Source organism: Serratia sp. CY37869 (genome assembly GCF_052168895.1).
GTDB classification, from domain to species: domain Bacteria; phylum Pseudomonadota; class Gammaproteobacteria; order Enterobacterales; family Enterobacteriaceae; genus Serratia; species Serratia ureilytica.
On the sequence record NZ_JBJNLU010000001.1, the window covers coordinates 1,943,392 to 1,965,759 of the forward strand.

The window sequence follows — 22,368 nt, forward strand, 5'->3', positions numbered from 1 at the left end:
CCCCGCCCCGGCCCCTATAATGGCCCCTTTCTGGGGTATGGCGCGGCCGAAAACGGCGGCTCATACGGGTTCGGCTCACTACTGCTGAAGGATACGCTGCATGAAAAAGTGGTCACATCTGCTCGCAGCCGGGATGATGGCGCTGAGTTTCTGCTCTGCAAACGCCTCTGACGGCAAAACGCTGTATTTCTATAACTGGACTGAATACGTCCCGCCGGGGCTGCTGGAGCAGTTCACCAAAGAAACCGGCATCAAGGTGATTTATTCCACCTATGAATCCAACGAAAGCATGTACGCCAAGCTGAAGACCTACAAGGACGGCGCGTACGATCTGGTGGTGCCTTCCACTTACTTCATCGCCAAGATGAGCAAGGAAGGCATGCTGCAAAAAATCGACAAGAGCAAGCTCAGCCACTTCAAGGATCTCGATCCTACCCTGCTGAACAAGCCGTTCGATCCCAACAACGACTACTCCATCCCTTACATCTGGGGCGCCACCGCCATCGGCGTTAACAGCGACGCGCAGGATCCGTCCACCGTCACCTCCTGGGCCGATCTGTGGCAACCGCAGTACAAAGGCCGCCTGCTGCTGACCGACGACGCGCGCGAAGTGTTCCAGATGGCGCTGCTCAAGCTGGGCTATTCCGGCAACACCACCGACCCGAAAGAGATCGAAGCCGCCTACCGCGAACTGCAGAAATTGATGCCGAACGTGCTGGCCTTCAACTCCGACAACCCGGGCAACCCGTTTATGGAAGGGGAAGTCAACGTCGGCATGGTGTGGAACGGTTCGGCCTTCGTGGCGCGCCAGGCCGGCACGCCGCTGGAGATCGTCTGGCCGAAGGAAGGTGGGATCTTCTGGATGGACAGCCTGGCCATTCCGGCCAACGCGCGCAACGTCGAAGGGGCGCTGAAGCTGATCGACTTCCTGCTGCGGCCAGAAATCGCGGTGCAGGTGGCGGAAACCATCGGTTACCCGACGCCGAACCTGGCGGCGAAGAAGCTGCTGTCGCCGGAGATCGCCAACGATCCGTCTCTCTACCCGGATAAGACGGTGATTGAGCACGGCGAGTGGCAAAACGACGTCGGCGACGCCAGCACGCTGTACGAAAGCTACTTCCAAAAGCTGAAAGCCGGGCGCTAACACGCCCCGCTATCCCATCAGGGCGCGCATTGCGCCCTGATGTCTTTAGGGCTTATCGGCCCGCGCCACCTTGCCCACCAGGAATTTGTGCACAAAACGCGGCACCACTTCGCTGGCCAGGCCGTAGTGTTTCTCGTCGAACTGGCTTTCCACCTGACTCGGCTCCAGGTTCAGCTCCATCGCGTAGGCGCCGCCCAGCCGCGCCTCATGCACGAACCCGGCCGCCGGATAGACATGGCCGGAGGTGCCGATGGCGACGAAGAAATCGGCTTTGCTCAGCGCCTGGTAGATGTCGTCCATGCCCAGCGGCATCTCGCCGAACCATACCACGTGCGGCCGCAGCGGCGCCGGGAACTGGCAGCAGTGGCAGCGCTCATCGACGCTGAGATCGCCGGGCCACTCGAACACCTGCCCCGACTGGGTGCAGCGCACCTTCAGCAATTCGCCGTGCATGTGCAGCACCCGCTTGCTGCCGGCGCGCTCATGCAGGTTATCGATGTTTTGCGTGACCAGCAGGAAGTTGTCCCCCAGCCACTCTTCCAGATCCGCCAGCGCGCGGTGCGCGGCGTTCGGGGCAATGTCCTCCGCCTGCAGCTGGCGGCGGCGTTCGTTGTAAAACGCCTGCACCAGCGCCGGATCGCGCTGAAAACCTTCCGGCGTGGCGACGTCCTCCACCCGGTGCTCTTCCCACAGCCCATCCGCGGCGCGGAAGGTGCGAATGCCCGACTCGGCCGAAATGCCGGCCCCGGTCAACACCACCACAAACGGCTTTTTCAGCTCGGCCGCCGCCATGGTGTCACGGTGAAAAATGCGTGAACGAAAGCGCTGATGCAGCACATGCTTACTCTTGCGAAACTGACACAGCCGATGGCGAGTGTGCATTAACTCTCTCCTTACTTTTCCCTGTTTACCCTTCTTACTGAACGTTGCGGCGTTGTTGGCTGTATACATTCACGCCTGGCCGCAACGCCCATTACGTTGGGCGAGTCAAATTGAGAAACGCTGCGCCGCGCACGCCGCCGGCGTCTCCATAGCGCGCCTTCTCGATGCGCGGCAGCCGAGCCACCCGCAGCAGGTGCGCCGGCAGCCGCTGCGGCAACGCCTGGTAAATGGCGTCGAAGTTCGACAGCCCGCCGCCGATCACCACCAGGTGCGGATCCAGCACCGTCAGCAGGTTACCCAGGCAGATCGCCAGCACGTCCATAAAGCGATCGACATGCGCCACGGCCTGCGGCTCACCCGCCTGATAATGCGCAATGATCTCGGTGGCGGGCAAGCGCCGGCCATAAAAATGGGCGTACATCCATTCGAAACCGCGGCCCGATATGTAATTTTCAATGCAACCCTGATGGCCGCACCCGCAGGCGACGCGAGGCACATCACGCCCCAGCACCTCGAGCGCGTCCACCGGCAGGCGCAAATGGCCGAACTCGCCGGCGATATAGTTGCGCCCGGGCACCGTCTTGCCCTCGACGATCAGGCCGCCGCCTACGCCGGTGCCGAGGATGATGCCCAGCACCGTCGGGTAGCGGCGGAACTCGTCGTCCCAGGCCTCCGACAGCGCAAAGCAGTTGGCGTCGTTATCGACCCGCACCTCGCGCCCGATCAGCGCCGCCAGATCGCGCGGCAGCGGCCGCCCCATCGCCGCCGGCACATTGGCGGTAAACAGCGTGCCGTCATCGTCGTTGGGCAGGCCCGGAATGCCGATGCCGACGCTGCCGCGCCGGCCGCAAAACGCATCCGCCTCAAGGGTCAGCTCGCACAGCGTAGCCAGCAGTTGCCGATAATCGTCGCGCGGCGTCGGCACCCGCTTTTGCCAAATGCGCTGCAGGCTGTCGTCGAACACCCCCAGCTCAATCTTGGTGCCGCCCATATCGAAACCGTAGTACATAACCCATCCCCAGGCTAAAAAAACGGGGCGGCATCGCTGCCTCCCCGTGGGTTTTATTGTCCGCTCAGCACCCGCGCCGGATCGATGCGGCTGGCGCGCCTCGCCGGATACCAACTGGCCAACAGGCTCAGCACGATGGCGGTCGCCAGCACGATCAGCACATCCAGCCAGTGCAGCTCGGAAGGCAGGAAGTCGATGAAGTAAATATCGCCCGACAGGAAGGAGTGGCCGACCAGTTTCTCGATGCCCCGGATGATGTTGGTCAGCTGCAGCGAGGCGATCACCCCGATCACCACGCCGCTCAGGCTGCCCAGCAACCCGGCCAGCAGCCCATACCAGATGAAAATGGCGCGGATAAAGCCGTCTTTGGCGCCCAGGGTGCGCAGCACCGCGATGTCGGCGCTTTTGTCTTTCACCGCCATCACCAGCGTGGAGACGATGTTGAAGCAGGCCACGCCGATCACCAGCACCATCGCCAGGTACATGATGGCGCGGATCATCTGGATGTCGCGGTACATATAGCCGTACTTGCCGATCCAGCTCTTGATGTAGATGTAAGCGTTGGTCACTTCGCCGGCGTCACGCACCAGCTTGTTGGCGGCGAACACGTCGTTCATCTTGAGAGCGATGCCCGTGACGCTGTCACCCATGTCGAGATACTGCTGCGCATCGGCCAGCGGCACCAGCGCCAGGCTGTGATCGAGCTGGCCGCTGAGCTGCAAAATGCCGGTCACGTGCAGGCGAATACGCTTCGGCTGCAGCAGCTTCATCTCAGGGTCGCTGTTGGGGATCATCACAGTGACATAGGCGCCCTGCTTGACGCCCAGCGCGTCGGCCACGCCCTTGCCGAGGATCACCTGCTGCTCGCCGGGCTTGAAGTTGGCCCAGGCGTCGCCCTGCACATACTGCGGCAGCGCGCTCAGTCGGCTCTCCTGCTGCGGATCCACGCCTTTGACTTCCACCGCGCGCAGCTGCGCGCCGTTTTCCATCAGGCCGGTAAAGTTGATGTACGGCGCGGCGGCCACAATGCCCGGCACCTTTTCCACCCGCTGCAGAATCGACGGCCAGCCGCTGAACGGCTGATTGACCGGCTCGAGCTCGCCGTGCGGCACCACCGCCAGAATGCGGTTCTTCAGCTCGCGCTCAAAGCCGTTCATCGCGCTCAGACCGACGATCAGCACCGCCACCCCCAGCGCGATGCCAATGGTGGAGATGACCGAGATCAGCGACACCATGCCGCCGCGTTTACGGCCGCGGCTGAAACGCAGGGCCGTCAGGAAGGACAGTGAGGCTCCCGCCATTACTCGGCCCCCATCAGGGTCAGCTGCGCCTGCAGGTGACCGTCGGCCATTTCCAACTGGCGGCTCAAGCGCTTGGCCAGCTGCAGATCGTGCGTTACCACCAGGAAAGCGGTGCCCTGACGCACGTTCAGCTCACCGAGCAGATCGAAGATGCTGTCCGCGGTGCGCTTGTCGAGGTTGCCGGTCGGTTCGTCCGCCAGCACCAGCGCCGGGTTATTGACCAGCGCGCGCGCGATCGCCACGCGCTGACGCTCGCCGCCGGAAAGCTCGGACGGACGGTGTTTGCTGCGCTTTTCCAGCCCGACCGCCGCCAGCATCTCCCGCGCTTTCTCCTGCGCCTGCGCCGGTTTGGCGCCACCGATCAAGAGCGGCATGGCGGCGTTTTCCAGCGCGGTGAAGTCCGGCAACAGGTGGTGGAACTGATAGATGAAGCCCAGCTGGCGGTTGCGCAGCTCAGCCTTGGCCGCCGAAGACATGGCGTTCAGCGATTCGCCCTTGAAAATCACCTCGCCGGAGGTCGGCGAGTCCAGCCCGCCCAGCAGGTGCAGCAGGGTGCTCTTGCCGGAACCCGAGCTGCCGACGATCGCCATCATCTCGCCCTGCTGCATGGCAAAGCTGACGTTGCGCAGCACGTCGGTGTGCAGGTTGCCTTCCTGATAGGTCTTGCACAGGTTGTCACACTGCAGCAAAAGATGGTTACTCATAACGTAAAGCCTCAGCGGGTTGTACGGCGGCAGCGCGCCATGAAGGATAGAGCGTGGACAACAGGGAAACCGCCATCGCCACCACGGCGATGATCGTCACCTGCAGCGGATCGACCGCCACCGGCAGCGAAGCGCCGTCGATCAATGCGCCGAGGATCGGCATCAGGTTGTTCAGGTTGGTGGCCAGCAGCACGCCGAGCAGCGTGCCGAGCAGTGAACCGATGATGCCGGCACTGGCGCCCTGCACCATAAATACCGACATGATCTGGCGGCGGGTCAGCCCTTGAGTCTGCAGAATGGCGACCTCGCCCTGCTTCTCCATCACCAGCAGGCCGAGCGAGGTAATGATGTTAAACGCCGCCACCGCCACGATCAGGCTGAGCAGCAGCCCCATCATGTTCTTCTCCATGCGCACCGCCTGGAACAGCTCGCCCTTGCGATCGCGCCAGTCTTTCCAGACGGTGCCCGCCGGCAGCGACTGCTGGCTGAGGGTATCGACCGCCAGCGGCTGTTGCAGGAACAGACGCCAGCCGGTGATGTTGCCGGCCGGGTAGCGCATCAGGCGCGAAGCATCCTGTTGGTTGACCAACAGCTGATAGCCGTCCACCTCGCTGTTGGCGTGGAAGGTGCCGATGAGGGTGAACAAACGCTGGCTGGGAATGCGGCCCATCGGCGTGAACTGGCTGGCGCTCGGCACCATCACGCGCAGCGAATCGCCGCGCTTGACGCCGAGTTGCCCCGCCAGCTGTTCGCCGATGATGATGTTGTATTGGCCCGGCTGCAGCTGTTGCTGCTTGACGTTGACCAGATACGGGGTCAGCGGATCGGCCTCGTCGGGATTCACGCCGAGCATCACCCCGACCGCCACGCTGCGAGCGCTTTGCAGCACCACGTCACCGGTGGTCAGCGGCGCAACGCGCGTGACGCCCTGCAGCTTCTGCACCTCGGAGGCCGGCAGCTGCTGCGGGTTGACCGATCCTTGCGGACTGGTGACCAACGCCTGCGGCATCAGGCCGAGAATGTTGTTCTCCAGATCCTTTTCGAAACCGTTCATCACCGACAGCACGGTGACCAACGCCATCACCCCCAGCGTAATGCCGATGGTGGAAAGCCAGGAAACAAACCGCCCGAAGCGGTCTGAGGCTCGCCCGCGCATGTAGCGCAGGCCAATGAATAACGCGACAGGTTGATACATGAAATCCGTTTGATAGCCGTGGCTTAAGCAAAGTGATCATGGATAATAAAGGCTCTCCCTCGTTTAGGGAACACCCGAGGGCCTTTTATTGCGTGGCGGCGAAGAGGGAGATGGCGGCAGCTTCGCGCGTTATTTATCCTCAGCCGCAAAAAACAGACGGCATTAACCGGTTAAATAACCGGCAGAAAATTGATGGGCAGCGCTTTTTGCTGTGTCAGTTTGCCGGCCGCTGGGCTACTATAAACAGCATAAAGGCGCTGGGTTATCCGTGCCGGGACGCCATCCAACACATTGATTAAAGATACCTGAATGAGCACTTCCGATAGCCGTAACCGTTCCTCATCCCCCCGTTATTCTCTGCCCGATCGCGCGGGCGATCTCCGCCAGCTGGGGCAACTGACCGGCGCGGCCTGCGCCGTGGAGTGCGCCGAGATCGTCGAGCGTCACCCTGGCCCAGTGATGCTGATCGCGCCGGACATGCAAAACGCCCTGCGGCTGCGCGACGAGATCCAACAGTTCACCGATCAGATGGTGACCACCCTGTCCGACTGGGAAACCCTGCCGTACGACAGCTTCTCGCCGCACCAGGAAATCATCTCCGACCGTTTGTCGAGCCTGTATCACCTGCCGACCATGGCGCGCGGCGTGATCATTCTGCCGGTCAATACCCTGATGCAACGCGTCTGCCCGCACGAATTCCTGCACGGCCATGCGCTGGTGATGAAAAAAGGCCAGCGCCTGTCGCGCGACAAGCTGCGCGCGCAGCTGGAACAGGCCGGCTACCGCAGCGTCGATCAGGTGATGGAGCACGGCGAATTCGCCACCCGCGGCGCGCTGCTCGACCTGTATCCAATGGGCAGCGATGAGCCTTACCGCATCGACTTCTTCGATGACGAGATAGACAGCCTGCGCATCTTCGACGTCGACACCCAGCGCACGCTGAGCGAAGTCGAGGCCATCAATCTGTTGCCGGCCCACGAGTTCCCTACCGACAAAAACGCCATCGAGCTGTTCCGCAGCCAGTGGCGCGAGCAGTTTGAGGTGCGTCGCGACGCCGAGCACATCTATCAGCAGGTCAGCAAAAGCGCCTGGCCGGCCGGCATCGAATACTGGCAGCCGCTGTTCTTCAGCCAGCCGCTGCCGTCGCTGTTCAGCTACCTGCCGGCCAATACGCTGATCGTCAACACCGGCGATCTGGAGGGCGCCGCCGAGCGCTTCTGGCAGGACGTCAACCAGCGTTACGAAAGCCGCCGCGTCGATCCGATGCGCCCGCTGCTGGCGCCGGATACGCTGTGGCTGCGCGTCGACGCGCTGTTCGGCGAGCTGAAGGCCTGGCCGCGCATCGCGCTGAAAACCGATGAGCTGCCGGCCAAGGCCGGCAATACCAATCTGGACTACCATGCCCTGCCCGATCTGGCGGTGCAGGCGCAGCATAAATCCCCGCTGGATAACCTGCGGCGCTTTATCGAAGGCTTCGACGGCAGCGTGATTTTCTCCGTCGAGAGCGAGGGGCGGCGTGAAACGCTGCAGGATCTGCTCGGCCGCATCAAGCTGGCGCCGGCGCTGATTCAGCGCCTCGATCAGGCGGAAACGGCGGGCCGTTACATGATGGTCGGCGCCGCCGAACACGGCTTCCTCGACGGCCTGCGCCAGCGGGCGCTGATCTGCGAAAGCGATCTGCTCGGCGAGCGCGTCAGCCGCCGCCGGCAGGACAACCGGCGCACCATCAATACCGATACCCTGATCCGCAACCTGGCGGAGCTGCATCCCGGCCAGCCGGTGGTGCATCTGGAACACGGCGTCGGCCGCTACGTCGGCCTGACCACGCTGGAGGCCGGCGGCATCAAGGCCGAGTACCTGATCCTCTCCTACGCCGGTGAGGACAAGCTGTACGTGCCGGTTTCTTCACTGCATCTGATCAGCCGCTACGCCGGCGGCGCGGACGAAAACGCCCCGCTGCACAAGCTGGGCGGCGACGCCTGGACGCGCGCGCGGCAGAAAGCGGCCGAACGGGTGCGCGACGTGGCGGCCGAGCTGCTGGATATCTACGCCCAGCGCGCCGCCAAGGCCGGTTTCGCCTTCAAACACAACCGCGAGCAGTACCAGCTGTTCTGCCAGAGCTTCCCGTTCGAAACCACGCCGGATCAGGAACAGGCGATCAATGCGGTGCTGAGCGACATGTGCCAGCCGCTGGCGATGGACCGCCTGGTGTGCGGCGACGTCGGCTTCGGCAAAACCGAAGTGGCGATGCGCGCCGCCTTCCTGGCGGTGGAAAACGGCAAGCAGGTGGCAGTATTGGTGCCGACGACGCTGCTGGCGCAGCAGCACTTCGACAACTTCCGCGATCGCTTCGCCACCTGGCCGATCCGCATCGAGATGATGTCGCGCTTCCGCAGCGCCAAAGAGCAGCAACAGGTACTGGACGACGCGGCCGAAGGCAAAGTGGACATCATCATCGGCACCCACAAACTGCTGCAGAGCGATCTGCGCTGGAAGGATTTGGGGCTGCTGATCGTCGATGAAGAGCACCGCTTTGGCGTGCGCCACAAGGAGCGCATCAAGGCGATGCGCGCCGACGTCGATATCCTGACGCTGACCGCCACGCCGATCCCGCGGACGTTGAACATGGCGATGAGCGGCATGCGCGATCTGTCTATCATTGCCACCCCACCGGCGCGCCGCCTGGCGGTGAAGACCTTCGTGCGCGAATACGACAGCCTGGTGGTGCGCGAGGCGATCCTGCGCGAAGTGCTGCGCGGCGGCCAGGTTTACTACCTCTACAACGACGTGGAAAACATCGAAAAAGCGGCGCAGCGTCTGGCTGAGCTGGTGCCGGAAGCGCGCATCGCCATCGGCCACGGCCAGATGCGCGAACGCGATCTGGAACGGGTGATGAACGATTTCCACCACCAGCGCTTCAACGTGCTGGTGTGCACCACCATCATCGAAACCGGCATCGATATCCCCAGCGCCAACACTATCATCATCGAGCGCGCCGATCGCTTCGGCCTGGCGCAGCTGCACCAGCTGCGCGGCCGCGTCGGGCGTTCGCACCATCAGGCTTACGCCTATCTGATGACGCCAAACCCCAAAGCCATGGGCACCGACGCCCATAAACGGCTCGAGGCCATCGCGTCGCTGGAAGATCTCGGCGCCGGGTTCGCGCTGGCGACTCACGATCTGGAGATCCGCGGCGCCGGTGAGCTGCTGGGTGAAGACCAGAGCGGCCAGATGACCACCGTCGGTTTCTCGCTCTATATGGAACTGCTGGAAAGCGCCGTCGACGCGTTGAAAAACGGTCGCGAGCCGTCGTTGGAAGATCTCACCAGCAGCCAAACCGAGGTGGAGCTACGCATGCCGGCCCTGCTGCCGGAAGACTTCATTCCCGACGTCAATACCCGCCTGTCACTGTATAAGCGCATCGCCAGCGCGAAGAACGACGGTGAGCTTGACGAGTTGAAGGTCGAGCTGATCGACCGCTTCGGCCAGCTGCCGGATGCGGCGCGCAACCTGTTGCAATGCGCGGCGCTGCGCCTGCATGCGCAGAAGCTGGGGATCAAACGCATCGAGAGCAACGAGCGCGGCGGCTTTATCGAGTTCGGCGACAACAACCGCGTCGACCCGGGTTATCTGATCGGCCTGTTGCAGGGCAATCCGCAGGTTTACCGCCTGGATGGCCCGAGCAAGCTGAAGTTCACGCTCGATCTGGCCGATCGCCAGAAACGCCTGACGTTCACCGAAGAGCTGCTGGACGCCTTCCGCGAACACACGCTGGCGGCCTGAGCCAACGCCCCCGCCGTGGCGGCGGGGGCGGCTTACTCGCGCGGGAATCCGGCGCCCAGCGGCGCCAGCTGCATCACGCGGCTGGTCACCACCCGGTTTTTGCCGCTGCGCTTCGCCTCATATAACGCTTCGTCGGTCATGGCGATCGCCTTGTCCAGCATCATGCCAGGCAGATACAGCGACACGCCGATGGACATTGTGATGTGCGCTTCGTCGTGCGTATTCAGCAAGAACGTTGAGCTTTCCACCGCGCTGCGAATGCGCTCGGCCACCCCGCCGATCACCTGCGGATCGTAGCTGGCGGTGATCACCATAAACTCTTCGCCGCCGTAGCGCCCGACAAAGTCCTCATTGCGCACGCTGTTTTGCAACAGCCGCCCCACGCTCGCCAGCAGCACGTCGCCGGCCGGGTGACCGTAAGTGTCGTTGATGTTTTTGAAGTTATCCAAATCGAGGATCATCAGCCCGCACGGGCGACGTTCGGCGCGCTGCAGCATCAGGTGATAATCGACGCTGGCGCGGTTGTTGATGTGGGTCACGCTGTCGGTCGTGGCGCGCGCGCGCATCGCGAAATAGGCGTAGATGTGGCGCTCTTTGAAATTCAGCGCATGATAGCAAATCGCCAGACAGAGCGCCGAAGCCGCCTGGTACAGCAACACATCCGGCCACAGCCCGCTCAAGTCCACCAACAACCACACCACAACGATGCGATACAGCGCGATGACGCCGATCGTCAGGTAAAACACCCGATGGGATTTCTTCAGCCACACCCGCGACAGCAGCAGCGGCGCGACAATCGAGGCGATGAACAGGTTATCGACGGTGAAGCCGCCGGTCAGTGCCATAGCGAACAGAAAGCTCACCAGCCCACTGACGCCGCCGCCGAAGAACGTCACCAGTATCATCGGGATCATCGCAAAGCTGTAATGTACCTTATCGGTCAACACCAGCCGATCCTGACTCAAATACAGCACCGCCACCCCGGCCAGCAGGCCGAACACGACGCGCTTCCACAGTGCGGAACGGTAGGAAAACGGGGCATTCTTGCTGAGAACGAAATAGCTTACCGACAGCGTGGCATAGGTGATGCAAGCGTCGCTGTAAAGGGTGGAAATGGACGCAATGTAAGTCATAAATAGTCAGCGCGCTCCTCGGGATCGCCAGGGGTAATGTAAAGACGTTGAATAACGCATCCCTGTCGTCTCCGCTTCGGCGGCGGCCATTTTACACAGTCTATTAATAGAGTAGCAGTTCTATCTTATCGCCAAGCCGTCTATCTCACGATGCTCGCTTCAGGCTACTCTGTCCTTTGTATATCGGGGGAGAAACGCATGAATATCGACGATGAACTGCAGGCGCTCAGCGAACAGGAAGCGACGCTGGCCTTTACCCATTTTGACGCCACCACCGCCTGGGAGCTGGGCGCGGCGCTGAAAACCGCCGCCGAGCGACGCGGCCTGAGCATCGCCATCGAAATCCAACTGGCCGGGCAGACGCTGTTTTATTACGCCATGCCGGGCGCCACGCCGGACATCGCCGACTGGGTGCGGCGCAAGCGCAATCTGGTAAACCATTTTCACAAAAGTTCTTACGCCATCGGCCTGCGTCTGCAGCAGCGGCAAACGTCGCTGGAGGAACGTTACGGGCTGAGCGTACGCGACTATTCGGTGCACGGCGGCGCCTTCCCGCTCACCCTGACCGGCCTCGGCTGCGTCGGCAGCATCAGCATTTCCGGCGCGCCGCAGAAGGAAGATCACCAGCTGTTGGTAAGCACTTTAGCCCACTTTCTCGGCTTATCCCTACCCGCTCTGCACTAACCGCCAAAACCTTGATTATTCCTTTCTTTTTCAGCCGCAGAATCTGCGGCTGACTTACCTGTTAACGGCATTTAGCGCCGGATAAAACGACGACTCTCTGATTTCCTGCGCCAAATTGACGCAGGTCTGGTAATCCGCTGAACAAAAGGCGTATGGTATCTGTCACGTGACAAGACGGACCTCATCGGGCCCGCCATTCCTTTCACTTTTGAAGATTTGGTACGCACCGTAGATGAAAACGCATGAAATAAACAAAATTCGCCCCTTCAGCGCGCTGATAGACGCCTGCTGGCGGGAACCTTATAGTCTGGCGCGGTTGCTGAAAGACGCCATCGCCGGGGTGACGGTCGGCATTATCGCCATTCCGCTGGCGATGGCGCTGGCGATCGCCAGCGGCGTGCCGCCGCAGTACGGCCTGTATACCGCCGCCATCGCCGGCATCGTCATCGCCGTCAGCGGCGGTTCGCGCTACAGCGTCTCCGGCCCCACCGCCGCCTTCGTGGTGATCCTCTATCCGGTCTCGCAGCAGTTTGGCCTGGCCGGCTTGCTGGTCGCCACGCTGATCTCCGGGGTATTTTTGCTGCTGATGGGGCTGGCGCGCTTTGGCCGGCTGATCGAATACATTCCGCTGCCGGTGACGCTCGGTTTTACCTCCGGTATCGCCATCACCATCGCCACCATGCAGATTAAGGACTTTTTCGGTCTGCAGCTGGCGCACACGCCGGAAAACTACGTCGGCAAGCTGTACGCCCTGCTGCAGGCGCTGCCGACGTTGGATCTCGGCGATACCCTGATCGGCGCGGTGACGCTCTTGATCCTGATCTTCTGGCCCAAACTCGGCCTGCGCGTGCCCGGCCACCTGCCGGCGCTGCTGGCAGGCACTGCGCTGATGGGGCTGCTGACGCTGTTTGACCACCCGGTGGCGACCATCGGCTCTCGTTTCAGCTACCTGCTGGCCGACGGCAGCAGCGGCCAGGGCATCCCGCCTATCTTGCCGCAGCTGCTGCTGCCCTGGGATCTGCCGGGCGGCGGCGGGCAACCGTTCAGCCTCAGTTGGCAAACCGTCTCCGCCCTGCTGCCGGCGGCGTTTTCGATGGCGATGCTCGGGGCGATTGAATCGCTGCTGTGCGCGGTGGTGCTCGACGGCATGACCGGCAAGAAGCATAACTCGAACAGCGAACTGATCGGCCAGGGCGCGGGCAACATCATCGCGCCGTTCTTCGGCGGCATCACCGCGACCGCCGCGATTGCCCGTTCGGCCGCCAACGTGCGCGCCGGCGCCACCTCGCCGGTATCCGCCATCATCCACGCGCTGCTGGTGCTGCTGGCGCTGCTGGTCCTGGCGCCGTGGCTCTCTTATCTGCCGCTGGCGGCGATGGCGGCGCTGCTGTTGATGGTCGCCTGGAACATGAGTGAGGCCCACAAGGTGGTTTACCTGCTGCGCCGGGCGCCAAAGGACGATATTTTGGTGCTGCTGCTGTGCATGTCGCTGACGGTGCTGTTCGACATGGTGATCGCCATTACCGTAGGCATCGTGCTGGCGTCGCTGCTGTTTATGCGCCGTATCGCCCGCATGACGCGGCTAAGCGAACTGAGCGCCGACGATGGCCGCCTGGTGCTGCGAGTGAACGGCCCGCTGTTCTTCGCCGCCGCCGAGCGCATCTTTACCGAACTGCTGGCGCGCAGCGAGGGCTATCGGACGATCGTGCTGCAATGGGATGCGGTGCCGGTGCTCGACGCCGGCGGCCTGAGCGCCCTGCGTCGCTTTATCGACGCGCTGCCGGCGGATAAAAAGCTGGTGATCACCGACGTGCCGTTCCAGCCGCTGAAAACCCTGGCGCGCGCGCGGGTGCAGCCGATCGAGGGCCGGCTGCAGTTCTACCCGACGCTGCCGGAAGCGCTGGCGGCTACCGGCGCCTAAACGTAAAAAAGCCCGACAAGTCGGGCTTTTTTTTGGCGATGAGCGCTTAGTTGCTGGTATCCAGCTCCGGGAAGCTCTTCACCAGGTCGTCGATGGCTTTCATCTGCGCCAGGAACGGCTCCAGCTTGTCCAGCGGCAGCGCGGACGGGCCGTCGCACTTGGCGTTGTTCGGATCCGGGTGCGCTTCGAGGAACAGCCCTGCCAGGCCAACCGCCATGCCGGCGCGCGCCAGCTCGGCCACCTGAGCGCGACGGCCGCCGGACGCGGCGCCGAACGGATCGCGGGTCTGCAGCGCATGGGTCACGTCGAAGATTACCGGATGGCCGCCGGTCACGTTCTTCATCACGTTGATGCCCAGCATGTCGACCACCAGGTTGTCATAACCAAAGTTGCTACCGCGATCGCACAGGATCACCTGGTCGTTGCCGCCTTCTTTGAATTTGTCGACGATGTTGCCCATCTGCCCCGGGCTGACGAACTGCGGCTTCTTGACGTTGATTACCGCGCCGGTTTTCGCCATCGCTTCCACCAGATCGGTCTGACGCGCCAGGAAGGCCGGCAGTTGGATCACGTCAACCACTTCGGAAACCGGCTGCGCCTGCGCCGCTTCGTGAACGTCGGTGATGATTTTCACGCCGAAGGTTTTCTTCAGCTCTTCGAAGATCTTCATCCCTTCTTCCAGGCCCGGACCGCGGTACGAGTGGATGGAAGAACGGTTGGCTTTGTCGAAAGAGGCTTTGAAAACGTAAGGAATGCCCAGTTTTTGCGTCACGGTGACGTAGTGCTCGCAGATGCTCATCGCCAGATCGCGCGATTCCAGCACGTTCATACCGCCAAACAGCACAAACGGCAGGTCGTTTGCTACGTCGATGTCGCCAATGCTAACCACTTTCTGTTTCATGCTTTCGCCTTTGTTAAGGTTGTAACCGTCGCCTTGCAAACTGCACGGAGTCATTGAATTAATGCAGCGTCACCTGTTTCGGCTCAATCGAATGGATCTGCACTTTGATCACTTCGCTGACCGGGTCTTCAGGACACTGCTCGACAAAATAGTTGAGATCGGAAATCGCGATATGGTTGCACTCCAGCTGGGCGTAAATCAGCCCACGATCGCGGATCTCGTACGGATCTTCCGGATCGAAGCACAGCACCGTTTCGCTGGTGCGCAGCGCCATTTCCAGCTGCTTTTCTTCCATCAGGGCGGCCTTCAGCGTATCCAGCATCTTGCGCACCACCATGATGTTCTCGGATTCGTCGAGATCGTCGTCTTCCAGCTCGGCGCCCAGCCCCAGGTTGCCCTTGATCCACACTTCCAGCTGGTGTTCGCTCAGGGTTTCGCCGTTCAGCGGGTTGATCAGCCACAGCTCTTCATCCAGCCAATCGGCGCGCAGGATCAGCTGAGTGGGGAAAATCACCGGCAGCAGCGGCAAATCCAGCGCGTTGGCGATATGCAGGAAGATGGTGCCGAGCGAAACCGGCGTGCCCTGCCGCCCCTCCAGCACCTTATCCAGCCAGATGGCGTCCGACAGGCGATAGACGCCGCTGGCGCCGCCGAATCCCCAGGTTTTGTAGAACAGTTCGATGAGCGCATCCAGTTGCTGCTCCTGTGTGATGTCGGCCGGCACCGCCGCGCGCGCTTCGTCCACCAGCTGTTGCAGCTTGCGCTCTACGTCGGCGGCGGGGAAATCACGCCTTACCGACTGCGACACCAGGATCACCCCTTCGCTCAGCGGCGAGGTGTTAAATTCAAAATCAGCAATGCTACTCATAGGTATCCCATCAGAAACGGTATTTTCGTCGTGGCAAGTTTAATTATCAGATACAGACAGCCCAACGCCAGCACGAACGCCACGGTTCGCAGCCGCTGACTTTTGGTCTTCTTGCCCAATGCGACGTAGCCAAGCAGGATATAGATAATAACGCCAAACAGCTTCTCGGTCAGCCATGAGTCCATACCCAGCAGCGGATAAAACCCGAACGTCACCACCAGCGCGATGCCGCTGACGAACAGCAGCGTGTCGTTCAGGTGCGGCGCTATCTTGACCCAGCGACGCCCCACGATCGGCGAGCGGCGCCACTGCCAGTAAAAACGCAGCACAAACAAGGTAATACTGATGGCGACCGTCAGCAAATGGAAATGTTTCAACGCGGTGTATGCAGTCATGATGCTCCCTTAGATGGCCCGGGCGTCGTTATTATGAGGGGCGCTTATCCCGGCCATTGGCCGAGCGTCACACGATCGTTGTCGCCGTAATCACGGTGGGTGGCGACAGCGGAAAATCCGGCGGCCTGCAGCAGCGCGCGCACGCTCTCACCCTGCTGCCAGCCATGTTCCAACAGCAGCCAGCCCTGTGGCTGCAGATAGTGCGGCGCCTGGCGCACGATGGCGGCCAGATCGGCCAGCCCGTGCTCGGCGGCCACCAGCGCGCTGCCCGGCTCGAAGCGCACGTCGCCCTGCGACAAATGCGGATCGGCGGCGTCGATATAGGGCGGATTGCTGGCGATCAGCGCAAAGCGTTGCCCGGCCACGGGCGCAAACCAGCTGCCCTGTAAAAATCGAACGTTGTCGATCTTCAGCTTGTGCGCGTTGTGCTGCGCCAGCGCGACCGCGTCCGGCTGCACATCGACGCCGATTGCCGAACAATCCGGGCGCTCGCTGGCCAGCGCCAGCGCGATGGCGCCGGTGCCGGTGCCGAGATCGAGGAAGTGGCAGGGTTGCGGCGGCAGGCGCGCCAGCGCCAGTTCCACCAGGCATTCGGTATCCGGGCGCGGGATCAGCGTCGCGGGCGAGACCGACAGCGGCAGCGACCAAAACTCGCGCTCGCCCACCAGATAGGCCACCGGCTCACCGCGTTCGCGGCGCGCCAGCAGCGTCTCCAGCTGCTGTTGCTGCGGCGGCGTCAGCAGGGTTTCCCCGAACGCCATCAGGAAGGTTCTGGCCTTGCCGGTCACGAAACCCAACAGGATTTCCGCGTCGCGCCGGGCGCTGTCGCTGTGGGTCAAACGCGCGGCGGCGGCTTTCAGCCAGTGTTGATAATCCATCACTCTTGCTCGGCGGACAGCGCAGCCAGCTGATCGGCCTGATACTCCTGCACGATCGGCTGGATCAGCATGTCCAGTTTGCCTTCCATCACTTCATCCAGGCGGTAAAGCGTCAGGTTGATGCGGTGGTCGGTCACCCGCCCCTGCGGGAAGTTGTAGGTGCGGTTGCGATCGGAACGATCGCCGCTGCCCAGCAGGTTGCGGCGAGTGGACGCCTCGGCCTGCTGGCGCTTGGCCATCTCGGCGGCGCGAATGCGCGCGCCCAACACCGACATCGCCTTGGCTTTGTTTTTGTGCTGTGAACGTTCGTCCTGGCACTCCACCACGATGCCGGTCGGCAGGTGGGTAATGCGAATCGCCGAGTCGGTGGTGTTAACGTGCTGGCCGCCGGCGCCGGAGGAGCGGAAGGTGTCGATTTTCAGATCGCCCGGGTTGATGTCCGGCAGCTCGGCTTCCGGCACTTCCGGCATCACCGCCACGGTACAGGCGGAGGTGTGGATGCGCCCCTGAGATTCGGTTTCCGGCACACGCTGCACGCGGTGGCCACCGGATTCAAACTTCAGCTGACCGTACACGCCGTCGCCGGAAACTTTGGCAATGACTTCTTTGAAGCCGCCGTGTTCGCCTTCGTTGGCGCTCATTACCTCGACGCGCCAGCGGCGGCTTTCCGCATAGCGGCTGTACATGCGGAACAGATCGCCGGCGAAGATCGCCGCCTCATCGCCGCCGGTGCCGGCGCGCACTTCGAGGAAGCAGCTGCGCTCATCGTCCGGATCTTTCGGCAGCAACAACACCTGCAGTTGCTGTTCCAGCTCTTCGCTGCTCGCCCGCGCCTGTTTCAGCTCTTCCTGCGCCATCTCGCGCATTTCCGGATCGTCCAGCATCATTTCCGCCGTCTCCAGATCCTCCTGCACCTGACGCCATTCCAGGAAGCAGCGGCTGACGTCGGTCAGCTGCGCGTATTCTCGCGACAGCGCGCGGAACCGGTCTTGGTCGGCGATGACGCCGGCATCGCCGAGCAGCGCCTGCACTTCTTCATGGCGCTCTTGTAACGCTTCCAGTTTGGCAACAATAGAAGGCTTCATGCGTGGTAATAAACCCTGTTAATAGAGAAAACTAATGCTGATCCAGCCCGAGGCTGTCGCGTAATAACTGCAACCGCTCCACGTCGCCGTCGCCGGCGGCCTGCTGGAGGGATTTGGTGGGGGCATGAATAAGACGGTTGGTCAGTTTATGGGCCAGCTCGTGAATAACCTGCTCCACGTTGGCGCCCTGCGCGATGGCGGCCAGCGCTTTGGCCTCCATTTCTGCGCGGATCTGGTCGGCCTGCGAACGGTAGTCGCGGATGGTTTCCACCGCGCCCTGCGAACGCAGCCAGGCCATGAAGTTGGTGCTTTCCTGCTGCACGATCGACTCCGCCTGCACCGCCGCCGCTTTGCGCTGCGCCAGGTTGCTTTGAATGATGGCGTGCAGATCGTCCACGCTGTACAGATAGGCGTTGGCCAGTTTGCCGACCTCCGGCTCGATATCGCGCGGTACGGCGATATCCACCAGCAGCATCGGCTGGTTGCGGCGCGCCTTCAGCGCGCGCTCCACCATCCCCTTGCCGATGATCGGCAGCGGGCTGGCGGTGGAACTGATGATGATGTCGGCGTCCGCCAGGCGTTCGTCGATCTCCGGCAGGGTGATCACCTCAGCGCCGACCTCGTCCGCCAGCAGCTGCGCGCGCTCGCGGGTGCGGTTGGCGATGATCATGTGCCGCACTTTGTGTTCGCGCAGGTGGCGCGCCACCAGCTCGATGGTTTCACCGGCGCCCACCAGCAATACGTTGAGATCGGCCAGCGATTCGAAGATCTGCCGCGCCAGCGTACAGGCGGCGAAAGCCACGGAGACGGCGCTGGCGCCGATTTCGGTTTCGGTGCGCACGCGCTTGGCGACGGAGAAGGATTTCTGGAACAGCCGCTCCAGCTCGCCGGACAGCGACTGGCCGCGTTGCGACTCGGCGAAGGCCTTTTTCACCTGGCCGAGGATCTGCGGTTCGCCCAGCACCAGAGAGTCCAACCCGCTGGCCACCCGCATCAGATGGCTGACCGCGTCGTTGCCCTGATGCCAGTACAGGCTTTTCTTCACCTCTTCCGGGCGCAGGTTGTGGTACGCGCACAGCCAGGCGACCAGCTGCTCGTGCATGTGTTCCTGTTGCTCTACGCTGAGGTACAGCTCGGTGCGGTTGCAGGTGGACAACACGACGCCGCCCTGCACCAACGGTTGTTGGAGCAAGCTGGTTAGCGCCTCATCGATGGACTCTGGCGAGAAGGTCACCCTTTCACGCAGAGAAACCGGAGCGGTTTTGTGATTTATACCTAACGCCAGCAGGGTCATTGCTTCGAGTAATACTTATCTTGGTACGGGTTCTCGTTGAACGGCATTCTACTTGATGCGCGGGATCAATAAAAGTAACAACCGCATCTTCCGTTCAATCGCTGTCATAGATGACATCAATTAATGAATAAGCAATAAATACAGCAGGATAAATAGTCATAGGGTAGGTTAATTGCTTAAATTTTAGCGCAGTTTGCGATAACGCGCACGCTATTCGGCGTACGCAGCGGCGGCGTTTGCGCAACTCCGGCACCGCTTATCGGGCGCGCCTCCCCCGCCTTCAGCCGATTGTGTTAATCTTAATGGCGACCCCGACGCGCGCGCCGGGTTGGCATTGCGCCGGCAAAAGCGGCAAGATTCAACGCGATGCAGCAAAAAATTGACGCGTCGCCGCCGCCCCGTTAGCGTGAGCGCTGAATCCGGGTTTCGTCGCGCATGCCCGCAAGGACAAAAGGACAAGAGAAAGTTATGCCAATACGCAAAGTTAGTTTGCTCCGTCTGATCCCGCTGGCCAGCCTGGTGCTGGCCGCCTGTACCACCACCAAGCCGACCGGCCCGGCCACCAGCCCAACCTCACCGCAGTGGCGCGCCCATGAGCAGGCGGTGCAACAGCTCAGCACCTATCAGACCCGCGGCTCCTTCGCCTACTTGTCTGATCAGAAAAAAGTCTACGCCCGCTTCTTCTGGCAGCAGTTCTCGCCGGAGCGCTACCGCCTGCTGCTGACCAACCCGCTGGGCAGCACGGAAATGGATCTCAACGTGCAGAAAAACGTGGTGCAGCTGACCGACAACCAGGGCAAACGCTACGTCAGCGACAACCCGGAAGAGATGATCCGCAAGCTGACCGGCATGGCGATCCCGCTGAACAACCTGCGCCAGTGGATGCTCGGCCTGCCGGGCGAAGCCAGCGATTTTGCGCTGGATGACCAATATCGTCTGAGCAAACTGACCTACCAGCAAGGCGGCCAGACCTGGAAAGTGGATTACCAGGGCTACAGCAACGAGGTGCAGCCGACGCTGCCGAACCGCCTGGAGCTGCAGCAGGGCGACCAGCGCATCAAGCTGAAGATGGATAACTGGACGCTCAAATGATCCGCCAGTGGCCCTCCCCCGCGAAACTCAACCTGTTTCTGTACATCACCGGCCGTCGTGAAGACGGCTATCACCTGCTGCAGACGCTGTTCCAGTTTTTGGACTACGGCGACACCCTGACCATCGACCCACGCCAGGACGACCGCATTCACCTGCTGACGCCGGTTGAGGGCGTGCCGGACGAGCAGAACCTGATCGTGCGCGCCGCCCGCCTGCTGCAACGCTATTGCGATGAACAGGGCCTGCAGACCGCGCCGCGCGGCGCCGACATCAGCATCGACAAACGCCTGCCGATGGGCGGCGGTTTGGGCGGCGGCTCCTCCAACGCCGCCACCGTGCTGGTGGCGCTGAACGAGCTGTGGCGATGCCACCTCAGCGACGACCAACTGGCAGAGATGGGGCTTAGCCTCGGCGCCGACGTGCCGGTGTTCGTGCGCGGCCACGCCGCCTTCGCCGAAGGCATCGGCGAGCGCCTGCAGCCGGCCGAGCCGCAGGAAAAGTGGTATCTGGTGGCGCATCCCGGCGTCGGCATCCCGACACCAGTTATCTTCGGTGACCCCGAATTGAAAAGAGACACCCCGGTTCGCTCCTTAAGTGAGCTGTTGCAGGCGCCGTACGCAAATGATTGCGAACCGATCGCAAGAAAACGTTTTCGCGAGGTTGAACAGCTTCTTTCATGGCTGTTAGAATACGCCCCGTCACGCCTGACTGGCACAGGTGCTTGTGTGTTTGCTGAATTCGACACAGAAATCGCCGCCCGTCAGGTGTTAAATCAAGCCCCGGAGTGGTTGTGTGGTTTTGTAGCGCGCGGCGTTAACGTCTCCCCACTACATCGCATCCGTTCCGGGCGGTTTGAGTCGTAGCTCAACGTTTCGCTGCGCAGGGTCATGCACACCTGGCCCTGTTATCCCTGCGCTGCCTGCGGTCTCAATTTTAGTTTTACATACCCGTATGTATATTGCGCCGGCGTCGCCGACTGCCCCTTGGCGATGTCGCATGACAATATCTTCTCTGGACGCAAGCCTGAGGTTCTTCTCGTGCCTGATATGAAGCTTTTTGCTGGTAACGCCACCCCGGAACTAGCACAACGTATTGCCAACCGTTTGTACACCAGCCTTGGTGACGCCGCTGTAGGTCGTTTTAGCGACGGCGAAGTGAGCGTGCAAATCAACGAAAATGTACGCGGCGGTGATATTTTCATCATCCAGTCCACCTGTGCCCCGACCAACGACAACCTGATGGAACTGGTTGTGATGGTCGACGCCCTGCGTCGCGCCTCCGCAGGTCGTATTACCGCCGTTATCCCTTACTTCGGCTATGCCCGCCAGGATCGCCGCGTGCGTTCCGCGCGTGTGCCAATCACCGCCAAGGTTGTCGCCGATTTCCTCTCCAGCGTAGGGGTTGACCGCGTTCTGACGGTGGATCTGCATGCTGAGCAGATTCAAGGCTTCTTCGACGTACCGGTAGACAACGTGTTCGGCAGCCCGATCCTGCTGGAAGACATGCTGCAGCAAAATCTGGAAAACCCGATCGTGGTTTCTCCGGATATCGGCGGCGTGGTGCGTGCCCGCGCTATCGCCAAACTGCTGAACGACACCGATATGGCCATCATCGACAAACGTCGCCCGCGCGCGAACGTTTCTCAGGTGATGCACATCATCGGTGACGTGGCAGGCCGCGATTGCGTGCTGGTCGACGACATGATCGACACCGGCGGCACCTTGTGTAAAGCGGCTGAAGCGTTGAAAGAACGCGGTGCCAAGCGCGTATTCGCCTACGCGACGCACCCGATCTTCTCCGGCAACGCCGTGGACAACATCAAGAACTCGGTGATTGATGAAGTGATCGTCTGCGACACCATTCCGCTGTCGCCGGAAATCAAGGCACTGAAAAACGTTCGCACTCTGACCCTGTCCGGCATGCTGGCTGAAGCCATCCGCCGCATCAGCAACGAAGAGTCGATCTCTGCGATGTTCGAGCATTGATTCGTCGTCTTTCCGGTGCGGCGCCCACTGCGCCGGAAAGATAGCGAGCCCGACAGCAGAAAAAGAAAAACCCGTTGGTGCGCGAGCAACAACGGGTTTTCTACTTGTAGTCCG

General features: G+C 61.8%; 20 protein-coding genes. 8 read left to right on the top strand and 12 right to left on the bottom strand.

The features are described 5' to 3' along the window. Nucleotides 1-100 precede the first annotated feature (100 nt). Nucleotides 101-1,144: a spermidine/putrescine ABC transporter substrate-binding protein PotD gene (gene potD / locus ACJ8J1_RS09330; RefSeq protein WP_033642768.1), complete on the top strand. Its 1,044-nt coding sequence runs from the start codon at nucleotides 101-103 to the stop codon at nucleotides 1,142-1,144. A gap of 45 nt (nucleotides 1,145-1,189) precedes the next feature. On the opposite strand, the gene cobB is transcribed toward potD, so the two are convergent. The 5 genes from cobB to lolC all read right to left on the bottom strand — a co-directional run bounded on the left by cobB (nucleotide 1,190) and on the right by lolC (nucleotide 6,235). After that, the gene (gene cobB / locus ACJ8J1_RS09335) at nucleotides 1,190-2,026 is read right to left on the bottom strand and encodes a Sir2 family NAD+-dependent deacetylase (protein WP_033642767.1); all 837 of its coding nucleotides are present in this window, start codon (nucleotides 2,024-2,026) and stop codon (nucleotides 1,190-1,192) included. Nucleotides 2,027-2,117: 91 nt separating this feature from the next. Further along, nucleotides 2,118-3,035: an N-acetylglucosamine kinase gene (gene nagK, locus ACJ8J1_RS09340; RefSeq protein ID WP_033642766.1), complete on the bottom strand. Its 918-nt coding sequence runs from the start codon at nucleotides 3,033-3,035 to the stop codon at nucleotides 2,118-2,120. A gap of 53 nt (nucleotides 3,036-3,088) precedes the next feature. Beyond that, a complete protein-coding gene (gene lolE, locus ACJ8J1_RS09345; RefSeq protein ID WP_033642765.1) occupies nucleotides 3,089-4,336 on the bottom strand; it encodes a lipoprotein-releasing ABC transporter permease subunit LolE in 1,248 nt (415 codons plus the stop codon). Next, nucleotides 4,336-5,040, bottom strand: a complete 705-nt coding sequence (lolD, locus tag ACJ8J1_RS09350) for a lipoprotein-releasing ABC transporter ATP-binding protein LolD (RefSeq protein WP_004941120.1) — start codon at nucleotides 5,038-5,040, stop codon at nucleotides 4,336-4,338. The genes lolE and lolD overlap by 1 nt, the downstream gene beginning before the upstream one ends. Beyond that, entirely contained in the window at nucleotides 5,033-6,235 is a 1,203-nt protein-coding gene (gene lolC / locus ACJ8J1_RS09355; RefSeq protein ID WP_033642764.1) for a lipoprotein-releasing ABC transporter permease subunit LolC, read from the bottom strand. Before lolC ends, lolD begins: the two co-directional genes overlap by 8 nt. Before the next feature lie 38 nt (nucleotides 6,236-6,273). On the opposite strand from lolC, the gene ACJ8J1_RS09360 reads away from it, so the two are divergent. Together ACJ8J1_RS09360 and mfd are read left to right on the top strand one after the other, a co-directional pair. After that, nucleotides 6,274-6,534: a hypothetical protein gene (locus tag ACJ8J1_RS09360; protein WP_033642763.1), complete on the top strand. Its 261-nt coding sequence runs from the start codon at nucleotides 6,274-6,276 to the stop codon at nucleotides 6,532-6,534. A gap of 10 nt (nucleotides 6,535-6,544) precedes the next feature. Further along, nucleotides 6,545-10,018 (top strand): transcription-repair coupling factor, encoded by a 3,474-nt coding sequence (gene mfd, locus ACJ8J1_RS09365; RefSeq protein WP_033642762.1) that lies wholly within the window; start codon nucleotides 6,545-6,547, stop codon nucleotides 10,016-10,018. A gap of 32 nt (nucleotides 10,019-10,050) precedes the next feature. Here the strand turns inward: mfd and ACJ8J1_RS09370 are convergent, their stop codons facing one another. Beyond that, nucleotides 10,051-11,151 carry a GGDEF domain-containing protein gene (locus tag ACJ8J1_RS09370; RefSeq protein ID WP_033642761.1) on the bottom strand — a complete coding sequence of 367 codons (1,101 nt, stop codon included), beginning with the start codon at nucleotides 11,149-11,151 and terminating at the stop codon, nucleotides 10,051-10,053. A gap of 198 nt (nucleotides 11,152-11,349) precedes the next feature. Between ACJ8J1_RS09370 and ACJ8J1_RS09375 the strand changes: the two genes are divergently transcribed. Both ACJ8J1_RS09375 and dauA read left to right on the top strand, forming a co-directional pair. Then, on the top strand, nucleotides 11,350-11,835 hold the full coding sequence (locus tag ACJ8J1_RS09375) for a heme-degrading domain-containing protein (RefSeq protein WP_025302499.1): 486 nt from the start codon (nucleotides 11,350-11,352) through the stop codon (nucleotides 11,833-11,835). 232 nt (nucleotides 11,836-12,067) lie between these two features. Next, complete coding sequence (gene dauA, locus ACJ8J1_RS09380) at nucleotides 12,068-13,756, top strand: C4-dicarboxylic acid transporter DauA (protein ID WP_033642760.1); 1,689 nt, start codon at nucleotides 12,068-12,070, stop codon at nucleotides 13,754-13,756. A gap of 46 nt (nucleotides 13,757-13,802) precedes the next feature. Here the strand turns inward: dauA and kdsA are convergent, their stop codons facing one another. The 6 genes from kdsA to hemA are packed head-to-tail and all read right to left on the bottom strand — an operon-like array spanning nucleotide 13,803 to nucleotide 19,177. Then, the gene (gene kdsA, locus ACJ8J1_RS09385; protein WP_004941087.1) at nucleotides 13,803-14,657 is read right to left on the bottom strand and encodes a 3-deoxy-8-phosphooctulonate synthase; all 855 of its coding nucleotides are present in this window, start codon (nucleotides 14,655-14,657) and stop codon (nucleotides 13,803-13,805) included. Nucleotides 14,658-14,715: 58 nt separating this feature from the next. Continuing rightward, complete coding sequence (sirB1, locus tag ACJ8J1_RS09390) at nucleotides 14,716-15,525, bottom strand: invasion regulator SirB1 (RefSeq protein WP_033642759.1); 810 nt, start codon at nucleotides 15,523-15,525, stop codon at nucleotides 14,716-14,718. After that, nucleotides 15,522-15,920: a SirB2 family protein gene (locus ACJ8J1_RS09395; RefSeq protein ID WP_033642758.1), complete on the bottom strand. Its 399-nt coding sequence runs from the start codon at nucleotides 15,918-15,920 to the stop codon at nucleotides 15,522-15,524. The genes sirB1 and ACJ8J1_RS09395 overlap by 4 nt, the downstream gene beginning before the upstream one ends. 44 nt (nucleotides 15,921-15,964) lie before the next feature. Next, on the bottom strand, nucleotides 15,965-16,798 hold the full coding sequence (gene prmC / locus ACJ8J1_RS09400; RefSeq protein ID WP_033642757.1) for a peptide chain release factor N(5)-glutamine methyltransferase: 834 nt from the start codon (nucleotides 16,796-16,798) through the stop codon (nucleotides 15,965-15,967). Continuing rightward, complete coding sequence (prfA, locus tag ACJ8J1_RS09405; RefSeq protein ID WP_033642756.1) at nucleotides 16,798-17,883, bottom strand: peptide chain release factor 1; 1,086 nt, start codon at nucleotides 17,881-17,883, stop codon at nucleotides 16,798-16,800. Before prfA ends, prmC begins: the two co-directional genes overlap by 1 nt. 31 nt (nucleotides 17,884-17,914) lie before the next feature. Next, a complete protein-coding gene (gene hemA / locus ACJ8J1_RS09410; RefSeq protein ID WP_019454778.1) occupies nucleotides 17,915-19,177 on the bottom strand; it encodes a glutamyl-tRNA reductase in 1,263 nt (420 codons plus the stop codon). A 468-nt stretch (nucleotides 19,178-19,645) separates the two neighbouring features. Between hemA and lolB the strand changes: the two genes are divergently transcribed. The 3 genes from lolB to prs all read left to right on the top strand — a co-directional run bounded on the left by lolB (nucleotide 19,646) and on the right by prs (nucleotide 22,254). Continuing rightward, complete coding sequence (gene lolB, locus ACJ8J1_RS09415; protein ID WP_025302493.1) at nucleotides 19,646-20,269, top strand: lipoprotein insertase outer membrane protein LolB; 624 nt, start codon at nucleotides 19,646-19,648, stop codon at nucleotides 20,267-20,269. Further along, nucleotides 20,266-21,132, top strand: coding sequence for a 4-(cytidine 5'-diphospho)-2-C-methyl-D-erythritol kinase (ispE, locus tag ACJ8J1_RS09420; protein ID WP_033642755.1), 867 nt, complete (start codon nucleotides 20,266-20,268; stop codon nucleotides 21,130-21,132). Before lolB ends, ispE begins: the two co-directional genes overlap by 4 nt. A 174-nt stretch (nucleotides 21,133-21,306) precedes the next feature. After that, on the top strand, nucleotides 21,307-22,254 hold the full coding sequence (gene prs, locus ACJ8J1_RS09425) for a ribose-phosphate diphosphokinase (RefSeq protein WP_004941061.1): 948 nt from the start codon (nucleotides 21,307-21,309) through the stop codon (nucleotides 22,252-22,254). Nucleotides 22,255-22,368: the final 114 nt, after the last annotated feature.

What these genes read in the sequence shown, in the direction of transcription:
- ACJ8J1_RS09375 (WP_025302499.1), top strand. Translation starts at nt 11,350, where the DNA reads ATGAATATCGACGATGAACTGCAGGCGCTCAGCGAACAGGAAGCGACG.
- lolB (WP_025302493.1), top strand. Translation starts at nt 19,646, where the DNA reads ATGCCAATACGCAAAGTTAGTTTGCTCCGTCTGATCCCGCTGGCCAGC.
- ispE (WP_033642755.1), top strand. Translation starts at nt 20,266, where the DNA reads ATGATCCGCCAGTGGCCCTCCCCCGCGAAACTCAACCTGTTTCTGTAC.
- dauA (WP_033642760.1), top strand. Translation starts at nt 12,068, where the DNA reads ATGAAAACGCATGAAATAAACAAAATTCGCCCCTTCAGCGCGCTGATA.
- ACJ8J1_RS09370 (WP_033642761.1), bottom strand. Translation starts at nt 11,151, where the DNA reads ATGACTTACATTGCGTCCATTTCCACCCTTTACAGCGACGCTTGCATC.
- prfA (WP_033642756.1), bottom strand. Translation starts at nt 17,883, where the DNA reads ATGAAGCCTTCTATTGTTGCCAAACTGGAAGCGTTACAAGAGCGCCAT.
- ACJ8J1_RS09395 (WP_033642758.1), bottom strand. Translation starts at nt 15,920, where the DNA reads ATGACTGCATACACCGCGTTGAAACATTTCCATTTGCTGACGGTCGCC.
- prmC (WP_033642757.1), bottom strand. Translation starts at nt 16,798, where the DNA reads ATGGATTATCAACACTGGCTGAAAGCCGCCGCCGCGCGTTTGACCCAC.
- lolC (WP_033642764.1), bottom strand. Translation starts at nt 6,235, where the DNA reads ATGTATCAACCTGTCGCGTTATTCATTGGCCTGCGCTACATGCGCGGG.
- potD (WP_033642768.1), top strand. Translation starts at nt 101, where the DNA reads ATGAAAAAGTGGTCACATCTGCTCGCAGCCGGGATGATGGCGCTGAGT.
- kdsA (WP_004941087.1), bottom strand. Translation starts at nt 14,657, where the DNA reads ATGAAACAGAAAGTGGTTAGCATTGGCGACATCGACGTAGCAAACGAC.
- mfd (WP_033642762.1), top strand. Translation starts at nt 6,545, where the DNA reads ATGAGCACTTCCGATAGCCGTAACCGTTCCTCATCCCCCCGTTATTCT.
- lolD (WP_004941120.1), bottom strand. Translation starts at nt 5,040, where the DNA reads ATGAGTAACCATCTTTTGCTGCAGTGTGACAACCTGTGCAAGACCTAT.
- ACJ8J1_RS09360 (WP_033642763.1), top strand. Translation starts at nt 6,274, where the DNA reads ATGGATAATAAAGGCTCTCCCTCGTTTAGGGAACACCCGAGGGCCTTT.
- cobB (WP_033642767.1), bottom strand. Translation starts at nt 2,026, where the DNA reads ATGCACACTCGCCATCGGCTGTGTCAGTTTCGCAAGAGTAAGCATGTG.
- sirB1 (WP_033642759.1), bottom strand. Translation starts at nt 15,525, where the DNA reads ATGAGTAGCATTGCTGATTTTGAATTTAACACCTCGCCGCTGAGCGAA.
- nagK (WP_033642766.1), bottom strand. Translation starts at nt 3,035, where the DNA reads ATGTACTACGGTTTCGATATGGGCGGCACCAAGATTGAGCTGGGGGTG.
- lolE (WP_033642765.1), bottom strand. Translation starts at nt 4,336, where the DNA reads ATGGCGGGAGCCTCACTGTCCTTCCTGACGGCCCTGCGTTTCAGCCGC.
- hemA (WP_019454778.1), bottom strand. Translation starts at nt 19,177, where the DNA reads ATGACCCTGCTGGCGTTAGGTATAAATCACAAAACCGCTCCGGTTTCT.